This is a genomic window from Paludibaculum fermentans (assembly GCF_051172195.1).
GTDB lineage: Bacteria > Acidobacteriota > Terriglobia > Bryobacterales > Bryobacteraceae > Paludibaculum > Paludibaculum fermentans_A.
The window spans coordinates 2931068-2949674 of sequence record NZ_JBPJAQ010000001.1 but is presented as its reverse complement, the minus strand read 5'-3'; the positions used below and the strand labels follow the sequence as shown (position 1 = coordinate 2949674).

Sequence of the window (18607 nt, the reverse complement as noted above, 5' to 3'; positions counted from 1 at the left end):
CGTACGAATCTAAGATTTCTCTCCTGGGTGGAAAGCCGTGAACGAACCAATCGAAGGGGCACCATCAACCTGCGTCGACTCCGGCCCAACGACACACCCGACCGAGTTTCGACCGAGCAAGTACAACCAAAGACTGATTATCCGCCACAGCCCCCCTGTGCCAGCAACGGGTTTGGGCGTCTTTAGTAATCGGATTTTTTTATGGGCTTGGTTTGTGGAATTGATGAGGGGCCAGCGATGCCCGTAACCTATTCACCTGTCATCACTTAGAAGGGCGGGCAAAGAGCGGCGCACGCCGCCCGCCTGGACGATAGGTGTTCCGCCAGGCCGTGGCGCCGGCGTCTGGAGGCATCAGTTGCCCTTATGACACAGGGGTTTCCGCTTCCTGCCCCCGGCTTGCGCTGTTAGAATCGACACTGCGACGGCCCCAGAGGACCAATATAACGATGACCCCCAATGAAGTAATCGAGTACGCGAAACAGCAGGGCGCACGGCAGATCGACTTGCGGTTCACAGACCTGCCCGGCCTCGCCCAGCACATTTCATACCCTATCGGCCAGTTGACCGAGGACAGTTTCGAGGAAGGCTTCGGCATTGACGGCTCAAGCATCCGCGGCTGGGCAGCGATCAATGAGAGCGACATGCTGCTGATACCGGATCCGAACACGGCCTATATGGATCCGTTCTTCGAGACGCCGACGCTGTGCATGATCGGCGATATACAGGATCCGATCACGCGGCAGAAGTACGACCGCGATCCGCGCTGGATCGCCAAGAAGGCCGAACTGTACCTGAAGAACAGCGGCATCGCGGATACCGTCTACTTCGGTGCGGAAGCCGAGTTCTTCATTTTCGACAACATCCGGTTCGATCAGAATCCGCACAGCGGGTACTACTTTATTGACGCGGAAGAGGGGCGCTGGAACTCCGGGCGCGAGGCCAACAACCTGGGCTACCGGCCGCGCTACAAGGAAGGCTACTTCCCGCTGCCGCCGACGGACCACTATCAAAACCTGCGCGCGGAGATGGTGGAGACGATGTTGAAGGTGGGGCTCGACATCGAGTGCCATCACCACGAAGTCGCCACGGCCGGGCAATGCGAGATCGACCAGCGCTTCGACACGATGGTGAAGTCGGCCGACAACATGATGCTGTACAAGTACTGCATCCGTAATGTGGCCTACCGTCACGGCAAAACGGTGACGTTCATGCCGAAGCCGCTGTTTGGCGACAACGGCAGTGGGATGCACTGCCACCAAAGCCTGTGGAAGGGCGGGCAGCCGCTGTTTGCCGGTGACGGCTACGCGGGGCTGAGCCAGATGGCGCTGTGGTACATCGGCGGCCTGCTGAAGCATGCGCGGGCTCTTTCGGCGATCATTGCGCCGACGACCAACTCGTACAAGCGGCTGGTGCCGGGTTATGAAGCGCCGGTGAACCTGGCCTATTCGCGGCGGAACCGCTCGGCCGCGGTGCGCATTCCGATGTACTCGTCGAGCCCGAAGGCGAAGCGGGTGGAGTTCCGGCCGCCGGATCCGTCGGCGAATCCGTACCTGGCGTTCGCGGCGATGCTGATGGCCGGCCTGGACGGCATCATCAACAAGGTGGATCCGGGCGAGTCGCTGGACAAGGACATTTACGACCTGTCGCCGGAGGAGTTGAAGGCCGTCCCCTCGATGCCGGCGTCGCTGGATGAAGCCCTGCAGTGCCTGGAAGAGGACCACAACTTCCTGCTGAAAGACGATGTCTTCACGGAAGAGCTGCTGGAGACCTGGATCACGTATAAGCAGAAGAATGAAGCGGATGCCGTGCGGTTGCGGCCGCATCCGTACGAGTTCGCTCTGTATTACGACATCTAGGCCGGATGTTTTCTGACTTCCAGTGGAAGGTTGATCGTCTCGCCTTCCACTGGAGGCCGTCCGACAGCATTGCTACGATGAGAAGAGAGCGTGCCTTGGCATGAATAGAGACGAGTTGCAGCGACTTTCGGAAGACCGGATTGAGGATGCAAAGGCCTTGCTTGCGGCAGAGCGGTGGTCGGCAGCTTTCTACATGTCTGGTTACTCTATTGAGTGCGCCCTCAAGGCATGCGTAGCCAAGCAGATCAAGCAGTACGACTTCCCTGATAAGGCCTTCCTGAGTGACCTGTACATTCACGACCTTTCCAAGCTCCTGAAGAAGGCTGGGCTAGAAAAGGAACGCCAGGCGAAGGAAGTGGGGTCGCCGAGTTTCAAGAATTTCTGGAAGGTTGTCAGTAGCTGGTCGGAGCAGAGCCGGTACGAATCACGGAGCGAAGCCGAAGCGAGGGATTTACTCCTTGCGATTGGACACGACGAAGAAGGGGTACTGTCATGGGTCAAACAGCATTGGTAATGCCCGACATCCTCGACGGAGGGGACCTGGTACAACGGATTCGCAGCCGTCAGATCCCGCTCATTGCCGCGTTGTGGTGGCTGAGAGATGATGAGTGGCGACTTCTACTGGCCAGCCCGAATGTGGATACAATCGGGCCGTTGCGGCTCTACGAAGAGATGAGGCTCGCTCTGGAGGCCCCCCCGGCTCTTCCCTCGTCGCTTTACAGCTCTGTCGAATTCGTCAGTCCCAAGGCGAGTGTGATTACCATTCTCAACCTCGCATTCGGCATGGACAATAAGCAGGACGAATCCTACGATCGGGAGTCAGTGAATGGAGTTTTCATCCCTGGCGCCCACATTTACTTCTTCAACGCGGCGGACTACTTCCACCCTCGCGGCGCCTCACATAAATAAATGACAGGCCAGATCGTTCAAGTGAGCATCTCGAAGGGCGGAGTTCCTAAGCTTGCCATCCCGGAAGCGTGGGTTGGGCCTTTGGGCCTCGAGGGGGATGTGCAGCGGAACCTGAAGTATCACGGCGGGCCTCGCAAGGCGGTGCTGCTGATCTCGCTGGAGGATCTGGACGGGCTGCAGGCCGAGGGGTTTACGGTCTCGCCGGGTGCGTTGGGCGAGAACCTGACGGTGCAGGGCATCGATTTCCGCCAACTGCGGGAGGGCCAGCGGTTCCGGGCCGGCGACGCGGTGCTGGAGCTGACGCAACTGCGGCAGCCATGCAAGACGCTGGAAGTGTACAACAGCGGCGAGCCGGGCAAGATTCAACGGGCGGTGTATCAAAAGGACGGGATACCCGGCACGGCGAAATGGGCCCGTTGCGGGTTCTACGCCAGCGTCGTGCAGCCGGGCCGAATCTATCCCGGGGCTATAATCGCACTAGTAGACCAGAAGGTCTAAGTCGGACTGGCGGCCTCGTTGCACGACCCTCTACTGGCAGTTGAACACGACATCCCTCCGGATTTGCGGCAAGGACTCGAAATCCTGTTGAGCCAATCGGCCGACCCGCAGGTGGCGGTGCGCCGGCTGGAGACGTTTTGCGCGCGCTATCCGAGCGAATTCCAGCAGATTGCTTATTCCCCGTTTGGCTTGCAGGCGCTGGTGGCGGTCTTTTCGGCGAGCGACTTCCTGTCCGAAGAGCTGCTGCAGCATCCGGTGTGGCTGCTGGGCCTGCTGCATGCGGGCTGGCTGCACCGCGGACGGACTCGGGAAGAGATTGATGCGGAGCTGGCGGACTGGCTGCTTTCCGGGTCATCGCCTTCGCCCGCATTGAGAATGGCCGAGTTCCGGCGGAAGCAGATCCTGCGGATCCTGCTGAGGGACGTGCTGGGGTTTGGGGCGCTGCCGGAGATTACGGAAGAGCTTTCGAACCTGGCGGATTCGCTGCTGGACGCGGCTTACGGCAGGATCCGGGCGGAACTGGCGCAGAAGTATGGCTTGCCGAGGTTGGCGGACGGGAACGAGTGCGGGTACTCGATTCTGGCGCTGGGCAAGCTGGGCGGGCGGGAGCTGAACTACAGCTCGGACATCGACCTGATGTTTGTGTACGAGGGTCCGGGCAACACGGACGGACTGCAGCCGATCAGCAACCAGGAGTTCTTCAAGAAGATCTCGAACCAACTGACGGACCTGATGGGCACCTACACGGCGGAAGGGATGATCTACCGGGTGGACCTGCGGCTGAGGCCGGACGGGCGGCTGGGCGAGGTCTGCCTATCGATGGACGCGGCGAAGAACTACTACGACACCAGGGCCCGGGACTGGGAGTTGCAGATGCTGATCAAGGCGCGGACGGCGGCGGGCGATAAGGAACCGGGGCGGCAGTTGCTGGAGTGGGTGCAGCCGAAGATCTATTCGACGACGTTGGATTTCTCGCACATTGAGTCGATGTCGGAGACGCGGGAGCGGTTGAACGAGAAGCTGAGTTCGAGGCGCCGGGCGACGGGGATCGACGTGAAGCTGGCGCGAGGCGGGATCCGGGACATAGAGTTCCTGGTGCAGTGCCTGCAGCGGCTGCATGGCGGCCGGGAGACGTGGATCCGCAATTCGTCGACGCTGCTGGCGCTGGTGCGGTTGCGAGACAAGGACCTGTTGTCGGACTCGGAGTATTCGAGGCTGGCGTCGGCCTATCAGTACCTGAGGCATCTGGAGCACCGGTTGCAGTTTGCAGCGGACCGCCAGACGCACCTGCTGCCGGAGAAGTTGGAAGAGCAGGCGCTGGTGGCGCGCCGGATGCCGCCGGGGCTGTTGGGCGGCCAGAGCACGCCGGAAGCGTTGCTGATGACGTTGAACGCGCATCTGGAGCATGTGCAGGAGATCTACGAGCGCGTGATCCATGCGCAGCAGACGATGTATTACACGCACACGCCGGCGCAGCCTCCGCCGGGGGGTGTCAGCGTGGAGACATTGCCGGAGCCGAGCGGGCCGGATGCGGCTCCGTCGAGCAACCTGATCCGGTTTCTGGACCAGAAGGCGCCGGGCTTCGCGGGCTCAGTGGCGAGGGCGCGGCTGGGGCGGTCGTTGAGCGCGTTCGAGCATTTCCTGGAACGCGTGATCAAGCGGGACGAGTGGCTGGGCGCGTTGAACGACGATGCGGTGTTGAGCGGGTATCTGTTGGACCTGTTCGCGCACAGTCCGTATTTTGCCGAGCAGTTGATGCGGCAGCCGGAGTACTTCGAAGAGATCCGGACGATGCGGCTGCGCGGCCGGTCGACGACGGCGTTTGCAGAGATCCTGCCGCTGCTGGAGGATGCCGTGGAGATGCGGCGGTTCTTCCTGCGGCAGATGTTCCGGCTGCAGGTGGAGAGCATCTGCCTGCAGGTTCCGATTTTCGAGACATTGGAGCGGACTTCCGCGCTGGCCGATGCGGCGATCGCGGCAGCTTACCGGTTGGCGGTACTGCAGACGGCGGGGGAGACTGCCGCGCCGGGCTCGAAGATGATGGTGATCGCGCTGGGGCGATTGGGCATGCAGGAGTTCGACCTGGCCTCAGACGCGGACCTGTTGTTTGTGCTCCCCGATGAAGACCTGCCGGAGCTGCACTTCTGGACGCGGGTGGCGGAGAAGATTGTGAGCATCCTGTCGTCGTACACGGGCGACGGCACGATGTTCGCGGTGGACACGCGGCTGTGCCCGAACGGCAAGGGCGGGGCGCTGGTGCAGACCGAGAGCACGTACCACGAGTATTTCGCCAAGACGGCGGAGGCGTGGGAGGGCGTGGCGTACATGAAGACGCGGGCGGTGGCTGGGGACGTGGAGCGGGCCACGGCGTTCCTGGCGGACCTGCAAAAGGTGGACTGGCGGCGGTATGGGCAGAGCGGCCGGTCGAAGCAGCAGTTGCGGCACATGCGGATGCGGATCGAGAAGGAGCTGAGCGAGGACAATCCGCTGAAGACGGCCGTGGGCGGGTATTACGACATCGACTTCTCGCTGATGTATTTGCGGCTGCGGGGTGCGGGCCTGTTCTTCAAAGTGCTGAACACGCCGGCCCGCATCGAGGTGCTGGAGCAGATGGGGCACCTGGATCCGAACGACGCTCATTTCCTGAAGAACGCGGCGACGTTTTACCGGGCGGTGGACCATGGTTTGCGGCTGATCTCCGGGCATACCGAGGGCAGCCTGCCGAACTCGGAATGGCAACTGCAGATGCTGACGAAGCTGGTGCGGCGGTGGGTGCCGGAGCATTTGTGCGACCAGCCGCTGGGGCTGGAATTGTTGCAGATCCAGGGGCGGACGCGGGAGTATTTTGAGCGGCTGTTCGGCGAGGGGCGGGGTTGAGGCGGGTTGTGGGCGTTTTGGGTTTGATCGCTCCTATGGAGTGAATGGTTGCTTGTGCCGGCCGGCATTGCCCGGAGGCGGAAGGGGCCTCCGGGCGGAGTGGCTCGCGCGCTGGATGGGTTCTGGGTTTAATTGTCAAAGATCATGACCTAAGCGGGATGGGACGCCTGGGGTGCGTCTGGCCGCCGGTGTTGGTGTGGACGATGTGGTTGGGGTCGTGGATGGGGTGGGCCAAGCTACGTGCTATGCCCTTACGAAGAGGGCAAGGGTTGGCCTGTGGGGGCCGGGGCGCGGGGGTGTGCGGCGTCGAATTGCGGGTTGGGTTGGGGAGGCGTTGGCTTTGATGGCTCGCGGGGAGGGGATTGCGGGGTTGTGTTCGGGGCGGTGGCGCCCTGGTTGGTTGGTGGTTGGAGGGTTGATGGGGCTCGCTCGCTCCTTTCTGGCGCGGCTGTGAGCGCGGTGGTGTGCTGGGGCTCGGGTGTTTGGGGTTTGCTGGACTCGGTGGGCGCTTGGGTTGAGGGTTCTTCCGATGGGAGGGTTGGGGGCTTTGGGGGGACTATCCGGTTGCTTGCGCTCGGGGTCTGAGCGGCGAGTGGCAAGAGTATTGGCTTTGATGCTTCTGGGAGAGGGGATTGCGGGGTTGGGGATGTCACGGATCGGGAGGTTGGGGCGATTCGGTTGGCTATCCGCTCGCTCACGCTCACGGCTCCGTTTGGCGCCACGGCTCTATTTGTTCTCACGGCTCCGTTTGGCGTCACGGCGGCGTTTGCGGATAACGCGGGGCTTGCGCTTGGGGACTGGGCTGGGGTGGGCCCGGGCGTTGGGTTTGATGCCTCGGGGCGAGGGGATTGGGTCGGGTCAGTCCGTCGCTGACGCTCGGGGACTGGGGCCGGGTGCGCGGCTTCCTCTGGTTTGGCGGCTCGGAGGGGCATGCGGAACTCCTTTCCAGTCGGGGTTCGTTGCGCGGTGGGGACCACTCCCTCACGGTCGTGGTTCGTTGCAGGGGTGTCCGTTTTGGTGGACGGGCTTGGTTTGCGGGATTGGTTCAGGTAGCGGAGGCTTAGGCCGGGGACGGTGGGGGGGCGGATGGCCTTTACTGCCTGGGGGGCTGGGACGGGTCTTACGGCTCGGAAGCCGCGGCCTCTTAAGAGGAGTTGCAGGCCCGGGTTCATTGAGGTGGGGTTTGGACTGCCGGTGGTTGAGGACTCTCGCTCGGTTTCGCGGGGTGGGGCTGCCTGGACTGATACGGCTATGGGCGTGGCGGAGCCGGCCACGGAGGCCAGGAGGGTTACGGCCCTGGCGGGGAGGGAGGCCTGATGAGCTTCGTCTCCTATGAGATAGGGGAAGGCGGCCTTCTGGACCTGCCGGATGCGGACGCAGATCCAGGCATGATAGCGGCCCAGGGCCTGGACCACGTCGCCTTGCTTCCCGCGGATCCAGAGGGAGGCGTTGGGGATGATTCCATCGTTCACCCGGAGGGCTTCGGCCCAGAGTTTGCCTTCGAGTTGGAAGAGGCGGCGTTCGTGAGCGCGGAGCATGAAGCGGTGGACGAGCAGGGCCCGGAAGCGCAGGTCGGCGATGTCCGCTGTCTCCTCGAGCGCCTGGCGGTAGAGGAGGTCCGCGACCTCCTCGGGAAGGTGATGGAGCTTCGAATAGAGGTTGTGGCGGCTGGCGTTTTGGGCGACGCGGCGCTTGCCTTCGGGCGTGCGGGGGCCAGTCGATTTTTGGGCGTTGGCGCGGTTGGCAGCGAGTCGGCGCTCGGAGATGGGTTGTTTCGTCATGGTGGTGGTTCCCGGTGCCCAGCATCAGCGGGGTTTGTGCCGCAAGGCGTGGAGGGCGGCGATGTCGGCGCGGCTGCGACGCCAGGAGCGGTTCTCGAAGTCCTGGGTGGTGCGGACGCAGGCTAGGTCCGGCGGGTCCATGCTGCGGAAGGCGAAGTAGGTGCGGTAGGCGGGGTCGGCGTTGGGGCAGGTCTTTTTGACGGCCTCCCAATCGCGTTCGATGGAAGCGGACAGGGCTGTGGTTTCGACGAGGGCGTAGCGCGATTTGCGCCAGAGTTCTTCGGCGATGGAATCGGCCATGTGCTGCTCGAAGCGGTTGGCCGGGTTGAAGTGCTGGTGCACGTCGTCGCGCAGACCGGCAAAGAGGGCGCGATCCTCGATGCAGGTGATGAGGTTGGCCGAATCGTCTCCCAAGAGGAGAGCGTTTTCGGCGCCAGTGGTTTGCAGAAAGCGGCGCGACGGTGTGAAGTCGTCCGCAGTCTGTTTGAACATTTCCATCGTTCTTGCTCCTTGGCCGAGGTTGTACTGCGGCGCACCTAGCGATTTCTGGGAAGAGGAGCGTAACTGATTGATTCGAGGGCGAAGATAAATGTCGATCTGCTGAACTGATTTTCGGAGTGGGGTGGAAATGGGGGAGAAGTGGGGCGGGTGTGGGGTCTTCGCGGCGGTGTTTATACCCTTGCTGGTTTAGGGACACTGGCACCCGTCCCGATGGCAATTTGTCCGAGCTGAATTCCGACTACTTTGTATTTTTTGTGGGATATGGCGCAGGATTGGGCGAGTTGGGCAGATGGACGCGGTCATTTCGGGGAGGTTGGGCGGAGGGCGTGTCGAGATGGATGGCGGACTCGAGTCCGGGTGCCATTTTTGTGGGTGAGGAGGCCCAACCGGAGATCGGATTCTGATCAATAGCGGCGGGGCGGGTCAGGCTGTCGCCCTTTCCGCCCTTTCGGATTCTGGTCAATTGCGGTGGGACGGGTCAGGCTGTCGCCCTTTCTGGAAAGGGTCCATCAGGCTGTCCCCCCTCCAGGCAGACATACGGAATTGATCCCCAGATATTCGAGTGCCGACACCGAATCGATTAATTCGATAGAATATCCCCGGGATTTTGTCTTTGCATGCCGACACACCAACTCAACCCCGCCCCGACCCTCGACGCACTAGAGAAGATGCTGGCCAGCCTTATGACAGTCCGACCAGTCGCAGTTCTGGATGGCTGCCTGAACGCCCTCACCGAGCTCTCCAGACAGACCCAAGCTCTTAATGCTAAGAAATCGGAGGAACACGAGGCAAGACTTCTCATCCTATTCTGCAAGGCCGCTGCAGCTGTTGCAAAGTGCGAAGGTGACCCAACGGCATCGGATCCAATCTCCCTGCTGCTGTCCAGAGAACACTCTACGCTAAAGAGAAAAGAAATCGCACTGCTATTCGTTCGTCTCTTTGCAGCATATCCAAATGTCATTAATTCGCCGCGTATCGCCTTTCGTTGTTTTGAACTATTTGATGAAGTACTTGATGATTCGGTGTATCGCTTAGCGAAGGTAAGTCGCGACGCTCAGACATTCCAGAAGGCCAGCGCTATCGTTGATTTAGTTCAAAGAACAGAGAGAGAGCTAGACGAACTACTTGACAGCTTCAAGACACTTGAGTCTCTCGAGACCTTCCGTAGCCAGTACCTAAAGAAGCTTAACTCGGGTACGGCTTGTCTATTAATCCACCCATTCATCTCAAAACCTGCGCGAGATTCTGACCTGTCCGCCATCTTTAAAATTGCCCAAGAGTACGCCGGCTGCGTTGGACCCGGAACGATCGTCGCATACAGGCGCGCACAAGCCCTCATTTCACGATTCATCGATGATTGTAAATCAATAGATGGTGACTATACTGAGAGATTCTGCGGCGTTGCCGCGAAACGACTCGGCGAAGTCCTATTGCAACACTTCCAGGCGACTCCATTCAGCCGCCCAGCAGCGCTAACAGTTTGCGCTTCGACAAAGAAGTACCCGCTGAAATCGCTAGGCCAATCAATTCCTATCGCAATTCAAGTCAGAAACTCGAGTGATGGTGTAGCCCTGGAAGTTCAGATATCTGTTCAGAAACATTCTGACAATCTCTCCTGCTCAGCTATTCCCCTTCAGATTGGCGGCCTGGAGCCTGGCGAGACATTGGTCGAAATAGCTGCACTGGTAACGCAACCAAGCGACTTGGCTCTTCTCGAAATTCATGTCGAGTGGAGAAACGCGGACGACACCGTTAACTCTCTCTTGGAATTACTTGAAGTGTATTCTCAAAAGGACGATGTTGACTGGGAGTCTGCGCGACTGAATGACCCATACAGCCTATCGCCTGTTTCGCAATTCGATATTCTCGTTGGCCGCGATTCAATCATTGAGAGCCTCCTTGCGCTTACAACGAATTCCGACATGGGATCTGCCTTCATCCGAGGACAGAAACGAGTTGGCAAGACATCGATAGCAAAGACCCTTCAGACACGCCTTCTCGAACTCCACCCGCACGATTACTGCGTGGTGTATTTGGAAGCAGGTGATTATATAACCCCCGACGGGACGTCAACCATACAGACTCTTGGTCGTCAAATCTGTAGAAGCATTAGACGCTCTATAAAATCACTTACTGACTTACCGCAACCCCACTTCATAGATGCGCTTTCACCTCTTACGGAGTACCTGGAAGAGATTACGGATAGACTACCGCGCCATAGATTACTATTTATTCTTGACGAGTTCGACGAGCTTCCGCTCGATCTTTACAAGCGTGGCTCGCTTGGAGACGCATTCTTCAGGACGATCCGAAGCATTAGCAGTAAATCACAATTTGGATTTGTGCTAGTTGGAAGTGAGAAGATGGAGTATGTCCTAAGCAATCAGGGAGACTCTCTTAATAAGTTCGTAAAGATACCCGTCGACTACTTCGACAAAGAATCGCAATGGAACGCATTCGCTGATCTCGTCAGGCGCCCTGCTTCTGCCTATTTGGAGTATTCAGATTCTGCGATTGTGAGCATACAAGCGCACTCAGCTGGTAATCCCTTTTTTGCAAAATGGATTTGTCGATCAATCTACGAGTCTATGACTGAGAAACGTGACTCTCACGTAACTGAAGTTGAAGTAGCTAGAGGGGTAAGCAAAACAATCGCAGAAATGGGCGCCCATAGCGTCCAGTACTTCTGGCAAGATGGAATCATCGATCCGCCACCTCGCGCTGAAGAAATTGCGGTTCGTCGAGCCAAGGTGCTGCTCTCTCTTACCGAGTGTGTGCGCAACGGCGAGATGGCCACATCCTCTTCGATTGCCAAGCGGGCAAAGGGCTTCGGATTGGATGAGCACATGGTTGAGCACGATTTGAGAAGCTTCGAGCGGCGTAAAGTATTAGAAAGCCGAAACGGAGTCTATGCCTGCAAAGTCCGACTGTTCCAAGATTGGTTGGTGTCTCAGGGCTATTATCAGATTCTTACGACATTTGTCGACCAAGAAGGACTTTCGCAGGCTTCCCGAGACGAAGAAACACTCCGAATTAAAGATGAAGATATCCTCTCCCTTGTTGATTCGTGGGACCTCTTCCTAGGTAGACGCATATCTGAGCAACAGATTCGATCATGGCTCGGCCAGTTTGCCACTCTCGAGGAACGCCATTTGATGCTATGTGTGCTAAAAGGTCTCCATTTCTATTCGGCTGATCAGATAAGGGCAAAACTCAGGGAGGCACATGGCATTCTAACCCGGGGCACGACTTGGCACAGAAGGTACAGGGAAAGTACAAAACGTCGTGATATTATAGTCACCTATCTGGACGGTCCAGGGCACAGCGGGGCCGAGTACGCGCGACGTTATGGCGATGAGAACGAGATTCATCCTGACAATATCGTTTCTATTGAGCAATTGCAAGAAGCAGCAAAGAAGCGACCTGACATTAAAGGTGTTGCGATGGTTGATGACTTCATTGGAACGGGCGATACTCTTTCCGGCCTCCTCACGAGCCACTGCAAGGATCTTCAAGAGATGAGCGCCATAGTTGAGGACAAATTCTTTCTTTGCGTTATCTGTGGGCTAGGGGCGGGAGTGGCCAACGTGCAGAATGCCATTGATCGACTGGGTCTGCGAATTCGCTTGCACGTCATGGATACGGTGGCTCTAACGGGAAGCGTCTTCGGGGAGTCATCTACAGCCTTCATCCAGGAGGCTCAACGCAATAGAGCACGTGACGTGGCATACAAATACGGATTGGAGCTTCTCCCTGACTCGCCCCTTGGCTATGGGGGAAGCGAGGCTACCGTAGTTTTTGAGAACAAGGTACCTAACAACTGCCTGCCTGTGCTCTGGGTAGAGAAAAGGGGGTGGCGCCCGCTATTCCGGCGGCTATAGTTTGAAAAGCTGCGAACAAACGGCAAAAATACAACCTTGGTTGAGAATACTTAATCGGCTCATAGTTGAATCGATTAATGCATAGTCCAGCCAACTGCCAAGTCATTCCCCCCAGATTGGACAGAGGAGCAATGCCTCTGCCTGTCAATCGACAGGAGGGGGGGGGCGATCGAACGATCAATCAAGGATACTATACTTCTCTAATTTCCAAATATGACCGAAACGGAGGATTGATCTCATATCTCTGCTCGGCGATGAAACTTTCGCGGCGAAAATGCTCAGCAAGAACCCGATTTTTCTTCACTTCTTTCGGCTCATCCGAGTAAACGAATTTATTCTTTGTCACTTCTAACCCTAGAAATGTAAGATTCACCAAGTGGGCAATTACCGAGTCGACTTTTTCGGTACTAATTCCAGCGCGCGACACTATTCTGCGACTTACAGCCTCAGTAATGATGGCCGGGCTACCTACAAACTCCAACAAGACACTTTCTAGTTCCGGGATACTGATACCATTTTCAACCAAGATACTATCGAGCGCGTATTGCGAGTACTGCCTTTCCCCGTCGAGTATATCTCGCTCCTCGACTCGGTCATGTTTTCTGTTGACTGCAAATGATAGGGCAGCTTTGACGAAGAATACTATATCGCGCGGTCTAGGCAGGATTCTGCTTACCAGATAGTCCCTCATCGGCAGGCCACGCACTTGTGTTCCGAAGTACCGGTGCCACATCTCGGCAGGGTCGCTGGCCGTCCCGTGCGAGGCAACATAGCGTTCCTCCACTACACGCAGCAGTAACTCAGGATCGTCCCACCGCAGCCGAGTGAAGGATAATTTATCCGGCTCTCTCGCCACACTGGCAACTCGGTTAAAAATGTCGCTGCGAAGAAACACGGCACTATTGAAACGAACAGTTCGTTTTTGCCTGCTTTTCTGGCGAAATTCTTCGGCGACCCTGTTTGCAGCACCAAGTAGACCCAATAGAAAATCAGCAAGTTGCTCAAGGTCGGCGCTCTTAGTCCAGGGCTTATCTAAGTTGTCGACAAGCAACAGAACCTGATGTTTTCTTGCTAGAATCTCCGTTAGCCTTTCGCGTAGTCGACCTAACGCGCCGGAATGCAGCGCCTCAGATATCCCTCGCCGAAATACTTCGACAGGCTCAAAGGTTGGCTTTAAATTGGCCAGGGCGCTGACGGCTCTTTCCAGTCGCACCGTAAAGTCACCAGAGAACGGACTATTCGGTTCTTCCAGAAGTGCCACTAATTCTTGCGCATCTTTCTCTGCCAGTTGCCAAAGGGCAACATCCTCTACTTGGCGCGCAAGCGCATGCGCTACTTCGGAATAGAGCATATATTTCCATAAGCTCTCAATCACATAACCCTTTTGATCCTGCTGCTTGTATGATGCAAATAGTCTCGCGAGCCCTTCGATTTCGTAACCAGGTGGCTTTATCAGTACAACTAAGTTTTGCACATCACCACCGATTGCATCTGCGGCGCGTAATAGATTGGCGGTCTTTCCAGTTCCCTTGCGGCCAACGAAAACGGTATGCGTTCCATTCAGAACGTCGGTATATGCTGTCGTCTCAACAAAATACTCGTTTAGACGACTCGCTTCGTTCTCGGCAACGTACTCCCCAAGTTGCAGGTGAAATCCCTTTAGTTCAGTGGCGAGACGGACAACGTCGACGTAGGCCTTGGGACTGATGGACTTCGGCGTATGTTGGGCGGTGATCGGCTCGACCCACTCAGTGATAAGGCGAGCCGCCTCGCTCGGGGTTGCGTACACGCGAATGGCGTCCCTGTAGTCCACTGGTGCGAGAAGGTCGTCTTGCTCAGTCAGAAGGAGAGCCTTAAGCCTGAAGCCGCGAGCCAAACCACTGACTAGCGCATACCTTGCGTTGTGGAGGCGATGCCCCTCTCGTGCAGCACTCAAGAAGTGGGCCACGAATGCCATGCCTTCGTACAGTTTCTGCCCATACCATGTTAGAGGTCGAACCGACGTCTCTCGAGGATCATCGATAGTCAGTGGCAGGGTGGTATCTTGCAGCACTCGCGTAATACGCACACTTGCTTCACTATCAAAACGGCTCTTGAGGTAGACGAGAGTGCGTGCATCCGGAGCTGCGGGCGCAAGGAGGGGCTCAATCGATCGACTGAAAACAGTTTCGTCTGTTGCGGTGTGAGGCTTGTGGGCAAAGAAGGCTTTGATGATCTCTTCCGAGTTCTCGTATGGCGAGTATGCGACGGTCGTCAGTACCTTAAGTTGCTCGAATTCTTTTCGTGAATCGGCATAGCTCTCATCACGAATTAGCCATATGCGCTTATTCTGAGCAATTGCGTAGCCTAGCTCGAACATCACGTTGGGATTTATTGTTGTGACATCCGCACAGAAGAAGTCGGCACGGTCGATGGCAGCACAAATGTCGCCGATGATAATCTTCCCACCGATTTCCAGATCTTCCCATGATCTGATACTGGCAACTTGACTGCGATTGATGCCCTGAATGGCCGCTTTGATCGTTTCGGGAATGCTGGGAGGTGCAGACGCATAGGCAAAGAACCCGAGCGGGGCCGCTTGAGTTGGGGTGTCGGGGAGCCAGTCAGACATCATTTCGGATGGATCACCTTTCATATCAAGCATATCAGGTCAGAATATCGAATAATATGCAACTGAGCCACCCCAAAGCCTGCCTACAGCTAATGGCTCGATGCTAGGACTGGGCCGACGTCAGCTACGCTGACGCCCGAGGCAGCCCATCGTCTGAGGCGAGCTAGCACGGGCTATGCTCTTGCGTCAGGCGTGTTGCATCAATAGGCTAGGCCGCTTGTTGATGTGAACCTGTCGCCCCCGGGCCGCGCACTGCCGAATTGCTCCGCTCTCCGAACCAACGCCAGCACGGAATTACCTGCGGGGTTCTAGCTTCCTCGTACTTGGAACAGGGTCAAGGCACATTAATGACAATCCATTTGAGGTCCAGAACATGGTCCCAGACACATCTCGATTGAAGGGGGGAATCGGTGAGAATGACTTGGGGGATAGGCTCAGAGCGGCGTCGGTTTCGGACCTCTCAGGCCGTGGAGTGGAAGGGTCGCTGGACGGAAAGGATTACGTCACTCCATGGCTTTTTGTGGGCAGAGCGAGTAGGCGTGGCCGCTTAAACTTGCGAGGCCGCAACTCTTCGGGTTCGCAGAGGCAGTCTAGAGCCCTTCATAGCCTGAAGACTACCCCAGAAGCGGCTGGAGGCATCCACGAACCAATGCATATGTTGCTGCGGCGACTGCCTCAATACAGCCTTGGCTTGGGGCCTACCAGGTGGACGGGCAAAGGGTGGTCGCGCTCTCCGACGTAGGGGTGGGGGCGGGCGCTCCAGGCGGCCAGGGCCAGGGCAAAGGCCATGTCGTTGGGGGTTGTTGCTTTGGGATCGCCCAGGCCTCCCAGTTCCGCATATAGGTCCGGGAGGTTGGGGAGGCCGCTTGGGATGCGGAGGGTTTGGGTTTCCAACAAGACCCGGAGGTTGTGGAGGAGCGCGTTGCGGGGGACGGAGACGGCGTGGCCGAGTTGGCCTACGGATTCGCCGCTCGTGATGACTATGGGCTCCAGGCTGACGGGCAGGTCGGCGCGCTGGAGGTGCTGCACCACCGGCAGGCCTACGCCCGTGGCGTCGATGGCCAGATGTTTGACCGGGCGGTAGTGCGGTGTGCGGGCGTCCAGCCGCTCCAGATAGTTGGCCAGGAAGAGCGGGATGTTCGCATAGGGCGTGCGCAGCGGCAGCCGGAAGATGGCGCGGAGGATCAGCACCGTCTCGGTCTTCTCCACACGGTAGGCGTAGTCGAATTCGCCCGTGGGCCGGGTGAGGTCCTCCAGGCAGGCCAGGGCCGAGGGGTTGCGGCTGAAGCCGAGGTCGAGCCCGAGGTGGTAAGTGGAATGGGGGTTTGGTTTTCGCATGGCTTTTGCTTTGTGAGTGGCTGGCGGCCAGGCTTCAGGCGGCCGGCTCCTCCTGTTCGGCGGCGGCTGGATCTGCGTCCGGGTCCGGGCCGGCCAGCAGGGCATCGTCCTCTTCGCCGAAGCAGGTTTCCCCGGGGAGGACCGCCTGGTCGATCAGGTCGCGTGGGATGAGTTGGTGTTCAGAGGGGCGGAATTCACAGAGGTACTCCTGGGCGAAGTCGTGTTCGCCGAGGGCGCGGCGTTCGGCGGCGAGGAAGTCCGGGCGGATGCGGGGGCAGGCGGTGGCCTTGACGGTGAAGCGGGCCCAGCCGGCGGAGGGGTCGTGCCATTCGCGGAAGAAGAAGCCGGACTGGCCGGCGGGCGTGGAGAGGATCCAGAGGCGGCCGTCGGCGATGGCCCGGGTGGGGCGGATGGCGGTATAGACTTTGTCGGGGATTTTGGCGGCCTCGTCGAGGATGAGGAAGGAGACGTCGTCGAAGCCGCGGATGTTGGCTTCGCGGGCGGGGAGGCCGATGAGAGCGGAGCCGTTGGGGAGGAGGAGGGAGAGCGGGTCGCGGGGGTCGCGGGTGTAGGGGACGCGGGCGCGGCGGAGGAGCCGGGCGGCTTTCTGGAGGAAGATGCGGCTTTGGCGCAGAGTAGGGCTGACGCAGAGGGTGAGCGTTTCAGGCGTGTTGAAGGCGTGATAGAGCGCCATGAGGACGGTGACGGTGGATTTGCCCCACTGGCGCGTGCAGCAGAGGAGGACGCGGCGGCCGGCGGTGTCGAGGACCGCGGCCTGGGCAGCATCGGGTGTGAATTGAAAGGTGTCGCGGACCCATTGCGAGGGCAGAGTGGGGGCGCTGGCGGGGGCCGGCACTAGCGGCGGCCCGCCGGGCGGGTTGTAGCGAAACCGCCCGGCTGTCTGGTCATGCCATTTCACAATCGTCATGGTTTTCTCCTGTTCGAGGTTGATCCCAATGATGGGGGTCAGCGGGGTTTGGCCTTTAGGGCGTGGAGGGCGGCGATGTCGGCGCGGCTGCGACGCCAGGAGCGGTTTTCGAAGTCCTGGCCGGTGCGGACGCAGGCGGCGTCGCGGGCATCCATACTCCGGAAGGCGACGTAGGTGCGGTAGGCGGGGTCAGCGTTAGGACACTCCTTTTTGACGGCTTCCCAATCGCGCTCGATGGCGGCGGACAGGGCTGTGGTTTCGACGAGGGCGTAGCGCGATTTGCGCCAGAGTTCCTCGGCGATGGAATCGGCCAGGTGCTGTTCGAAGCGGTTGGCCGGGATGAAGTTCTGGTGCACGTCGTCGCGCAGGCCTGAAAAGAGGGCTTGATCCTCGATGCAGGTGATGAGGTTGGCCGAATCGTCTCCGAGGAGGAGAGCGTTTTCGGCGCCAGTGGTTTGCAGAAAGCGGCGCGACGGTTTGAAGTCGTCCGTAGTCTGTTTGAACAGTTCCATAGTTCTTGCTCCTTGGCCGAGGTTGTACTGCGGCGGACCTAGCGTTTTTGGGGAAGAGGAGCGTAACTGATTGATTCGAGGGCGAAGATAAATTCCGAACTGGTGAACTGATTTTCGGGGTGGGGTGGAAATGGGGGAGAAGTCGAGGGCGGGAGCGGTAGAGGACGGGTTGACTGTGATGGTTGCCGGACTGGGGTAGGAATACGGAACGGAGCCGCGCCGGCCAGAGTCAGCGCCGGGGCATTGAGCAAATGAGGTGGAGGGGCGCCAGGCCGGGGCGGAGGCGGTTTGGCCAGCAATCGGGTCAATAGACCGTTCGGTTCCACTTGCTCCGGGCCCGGTCAGGTAACAATTACTACCCGAGACAGTGGGCCAGGGGCTGCGCGAAGTCTATTGCCAGCCTCGAAGGCTGGGGAGACAGGAACCAGCACAACCAGCGCAGCAGGCGGGCAAACAACGGACGAAACCGAGGCGGGGCACAGGCCCCATGCGCGAAGGAAAGGCGATCTATCTTCTTTTTGAAACACGCACGATCCAATAGAACGAGTATTTTGCCTCAGCCAGCATAATCGAGGGGAAGAAATACGCATTCCGATTGGTCCTATTGGCTCGCGCTGTTGTTTCGTTGCAGGCAGACACCCGGCTGGCCCTGTGCGTGCAGTACAGGGCGTGAGGAGTAAATCCTGCAGAAGACTAATTCAGAATTATCGTATGACCTGCCAGTCGAGGCAGCGTCGCTTTTTGCAGGACAGATGTCCAGGAAGACCATGCACCCAGTGTGAATTGGGAAAGTCCTGGACGAGGCAAACCGCGCGGACAGCGATATTCATCCAGTTCCGCACCCGGTGCTGCCCGCTGGCAGGGATAGCCGCCCGAGGCGGGCAGACATCGACAACCGGGACGAGATTCCAGGGC

12 protein-coding genes are annotated in these 18607 nt (G+C 58.6%); 7 read left to right on the top strand and 5 right to left on the bottom strand.

Features of this window, described 5'->3' with window-relative positions:
- Nucleotides 1–446 precede the first annotated feature (446 nt).
- From glnA to ACR9Y2_RS12065, 6 genes are all read left to right on the top strand, one after another.
- Complete coding sequence (gene glnA, locus ACR9Y2_RS12090) at nt 447–1856, top strand: type I glutamate--ammonia ligase (RefSeq protein ID WP_435041543.1); 1410 nt, start codon at nt 447–449, stop codon at nt 1854–1856.
- 100 nt (nt 1857–1956) lie between these two features.
- A complete protein-coding gene (locus ACR9Y2_RS12085; RefSeq protein ID WP_435041541.1) occupies nt 1957–2370 on the top strand; it encodes a HEPN domain-containing protein in 414 nt (137 codons plus the stop codon).
- Entirely contained in the window at nt 2349–2765 is a 417-nt protein-coding gene (locus ACR9Y2_RS12080) for a hypothetical protein (RefSeq protein ID WP_435041540.1), read from the top strand. Before ACR9Y2_RS12085 ends, ACR9Y2_RS12080 begins: the two co-directional genes overlap by 22 nt.
- Nucleotides 2766–3263, top strand: coding sequence for an MOSC domain-containing protein (locus tag ACR9Y2_RS12075; RefSeq protein ID WP_435041539.1), 498 nt, complete (start codon nt 2766–2768; stop codon nt 3261–3263). It abuts the gene before it with no gap.
- Nucleotides 3264–3281: 18 nt separating this feature from the next.
- Nucleotides 3282–6140 carry a glutamine-synthetase adenylyltransferase gene (locus ACR9Y2_RS12070; protein ID WP_435041538.1) on the top strand — a complete coding sequence of 953 codons (2859 nt, stop codon included), beginning with the start codon at nt 3282–3284 and terminating at the stop codon, nt 6138–6140.
- A 1316-nt stretch (nt 6141–7456) separates the two neighbouring features.
- Nucleotides 7457–8047, top strand: a complete 591-nt coding sequence (locus ACR9Y2_RS12065) for a hypothetical protein (RefSeq protein WP_435041537.1) — start codon at nt 7457–7459, stop codon at nt 8045–8047.
- On the opposite strand, the gene ACR9Y2_RS12060 is transcribed toward ACR9Y2_RS12065, so the two are convergent.
- The gene (locus ACR9Y2_RS12060) at nt 7946–8419 is read right to left on the bottom strand and encodes a hypothetical protein (protein ID WP_435041536.1); all 474 of its coding nucleotides are present in this window, start codon (nt 8417–8419) and stop codon (nt 7946–7948) included. The two genes, ACR9Y2_RS12065 and ACR9Y2_RS12060, sit on opposite strands and share 102 nt — an antisense overlap.
- Before the next feature lie 620 nt (nt 8420–9039).
- Between ACR9Y2_RS12060 and ACR9Y2_RS12055 the strand changes: the two genes are divergently transcribed.
- The gene (locus tag ACR9Y2_RS12055; RefSeq protein ID WP_435041535.1) at nt 9040–12303 is read left to right on the top strand and encodes a phosphoribosyltransferase-like protein; all 3264 of its coding nucleotides are present in this window, start codon (nt 9040–9042) and stop codon (nt 12301–12303) included.
- A gap of 190 nt (nt 12304–12493) precedes the next feature.
- Here the strand turns inward: ACR9Y2_RS12055 and ACR9Y2_RS12050 are convergent, their stop codons facing one another.
- The 4 genes from ACR9Y2_RS12050 to ACR9Y2_RS12035 all read right to left on the bottom strand — a co-directional run bounded on the left by ACR9Y2_RS12050 (nt 12494) and on the right by ACR9Y2_RS12035 (nt 17692).
- Nucleotides 12494–14947, bottom strand: coding sequence for a P-loop ATPase, Sll1717 family (locus tag ACR9Y2_RS12050; RefSeq protein ID WP_435041534.1), 2454 nt, complete (start codon nt 14945–14947; stop codon nt 12494–12496).
- Between the two features lie 642 nt (nt 14948–15589).
- Nucleotides 15590–16252 carry a hypothetical protein gene (locus tag ACR9Y2_RS12045; RefSeq protein ID WP_435041533.1) on the bottom strand — a complete coding sequence of 221 codons (663 nt, stop codon included), beginning with the start codon at nt 16250–16252 and terminating at the stop codon, nt 15590–15592.
- 34 nt (nt 16253–16286) lie between these two features.
- A complete protein-coding gene (locus ACR9Y2_RS12040) occupies nt 16287–17180 on the bottom strand; it encodes a terminase large subunit domain-containing protein (protein ID WP_435041532.1) in 894 nt (297 codons plus the stop codon).
- A gap of 38 nt (nt 17181–17218) precedes the next feature.
- Nucleotides 17219–17692, bottom strand: coding sequence for a hypothetical protein (locus ACR9Y2_RS12035; RefSeq protein ID WP_435041531.1), 474 nt, complete (start codon nt 17690–17692; stop codon nt 17219–17221).
- Nucleotides 17693–18607: the final 915 nt, after the last annotated feature.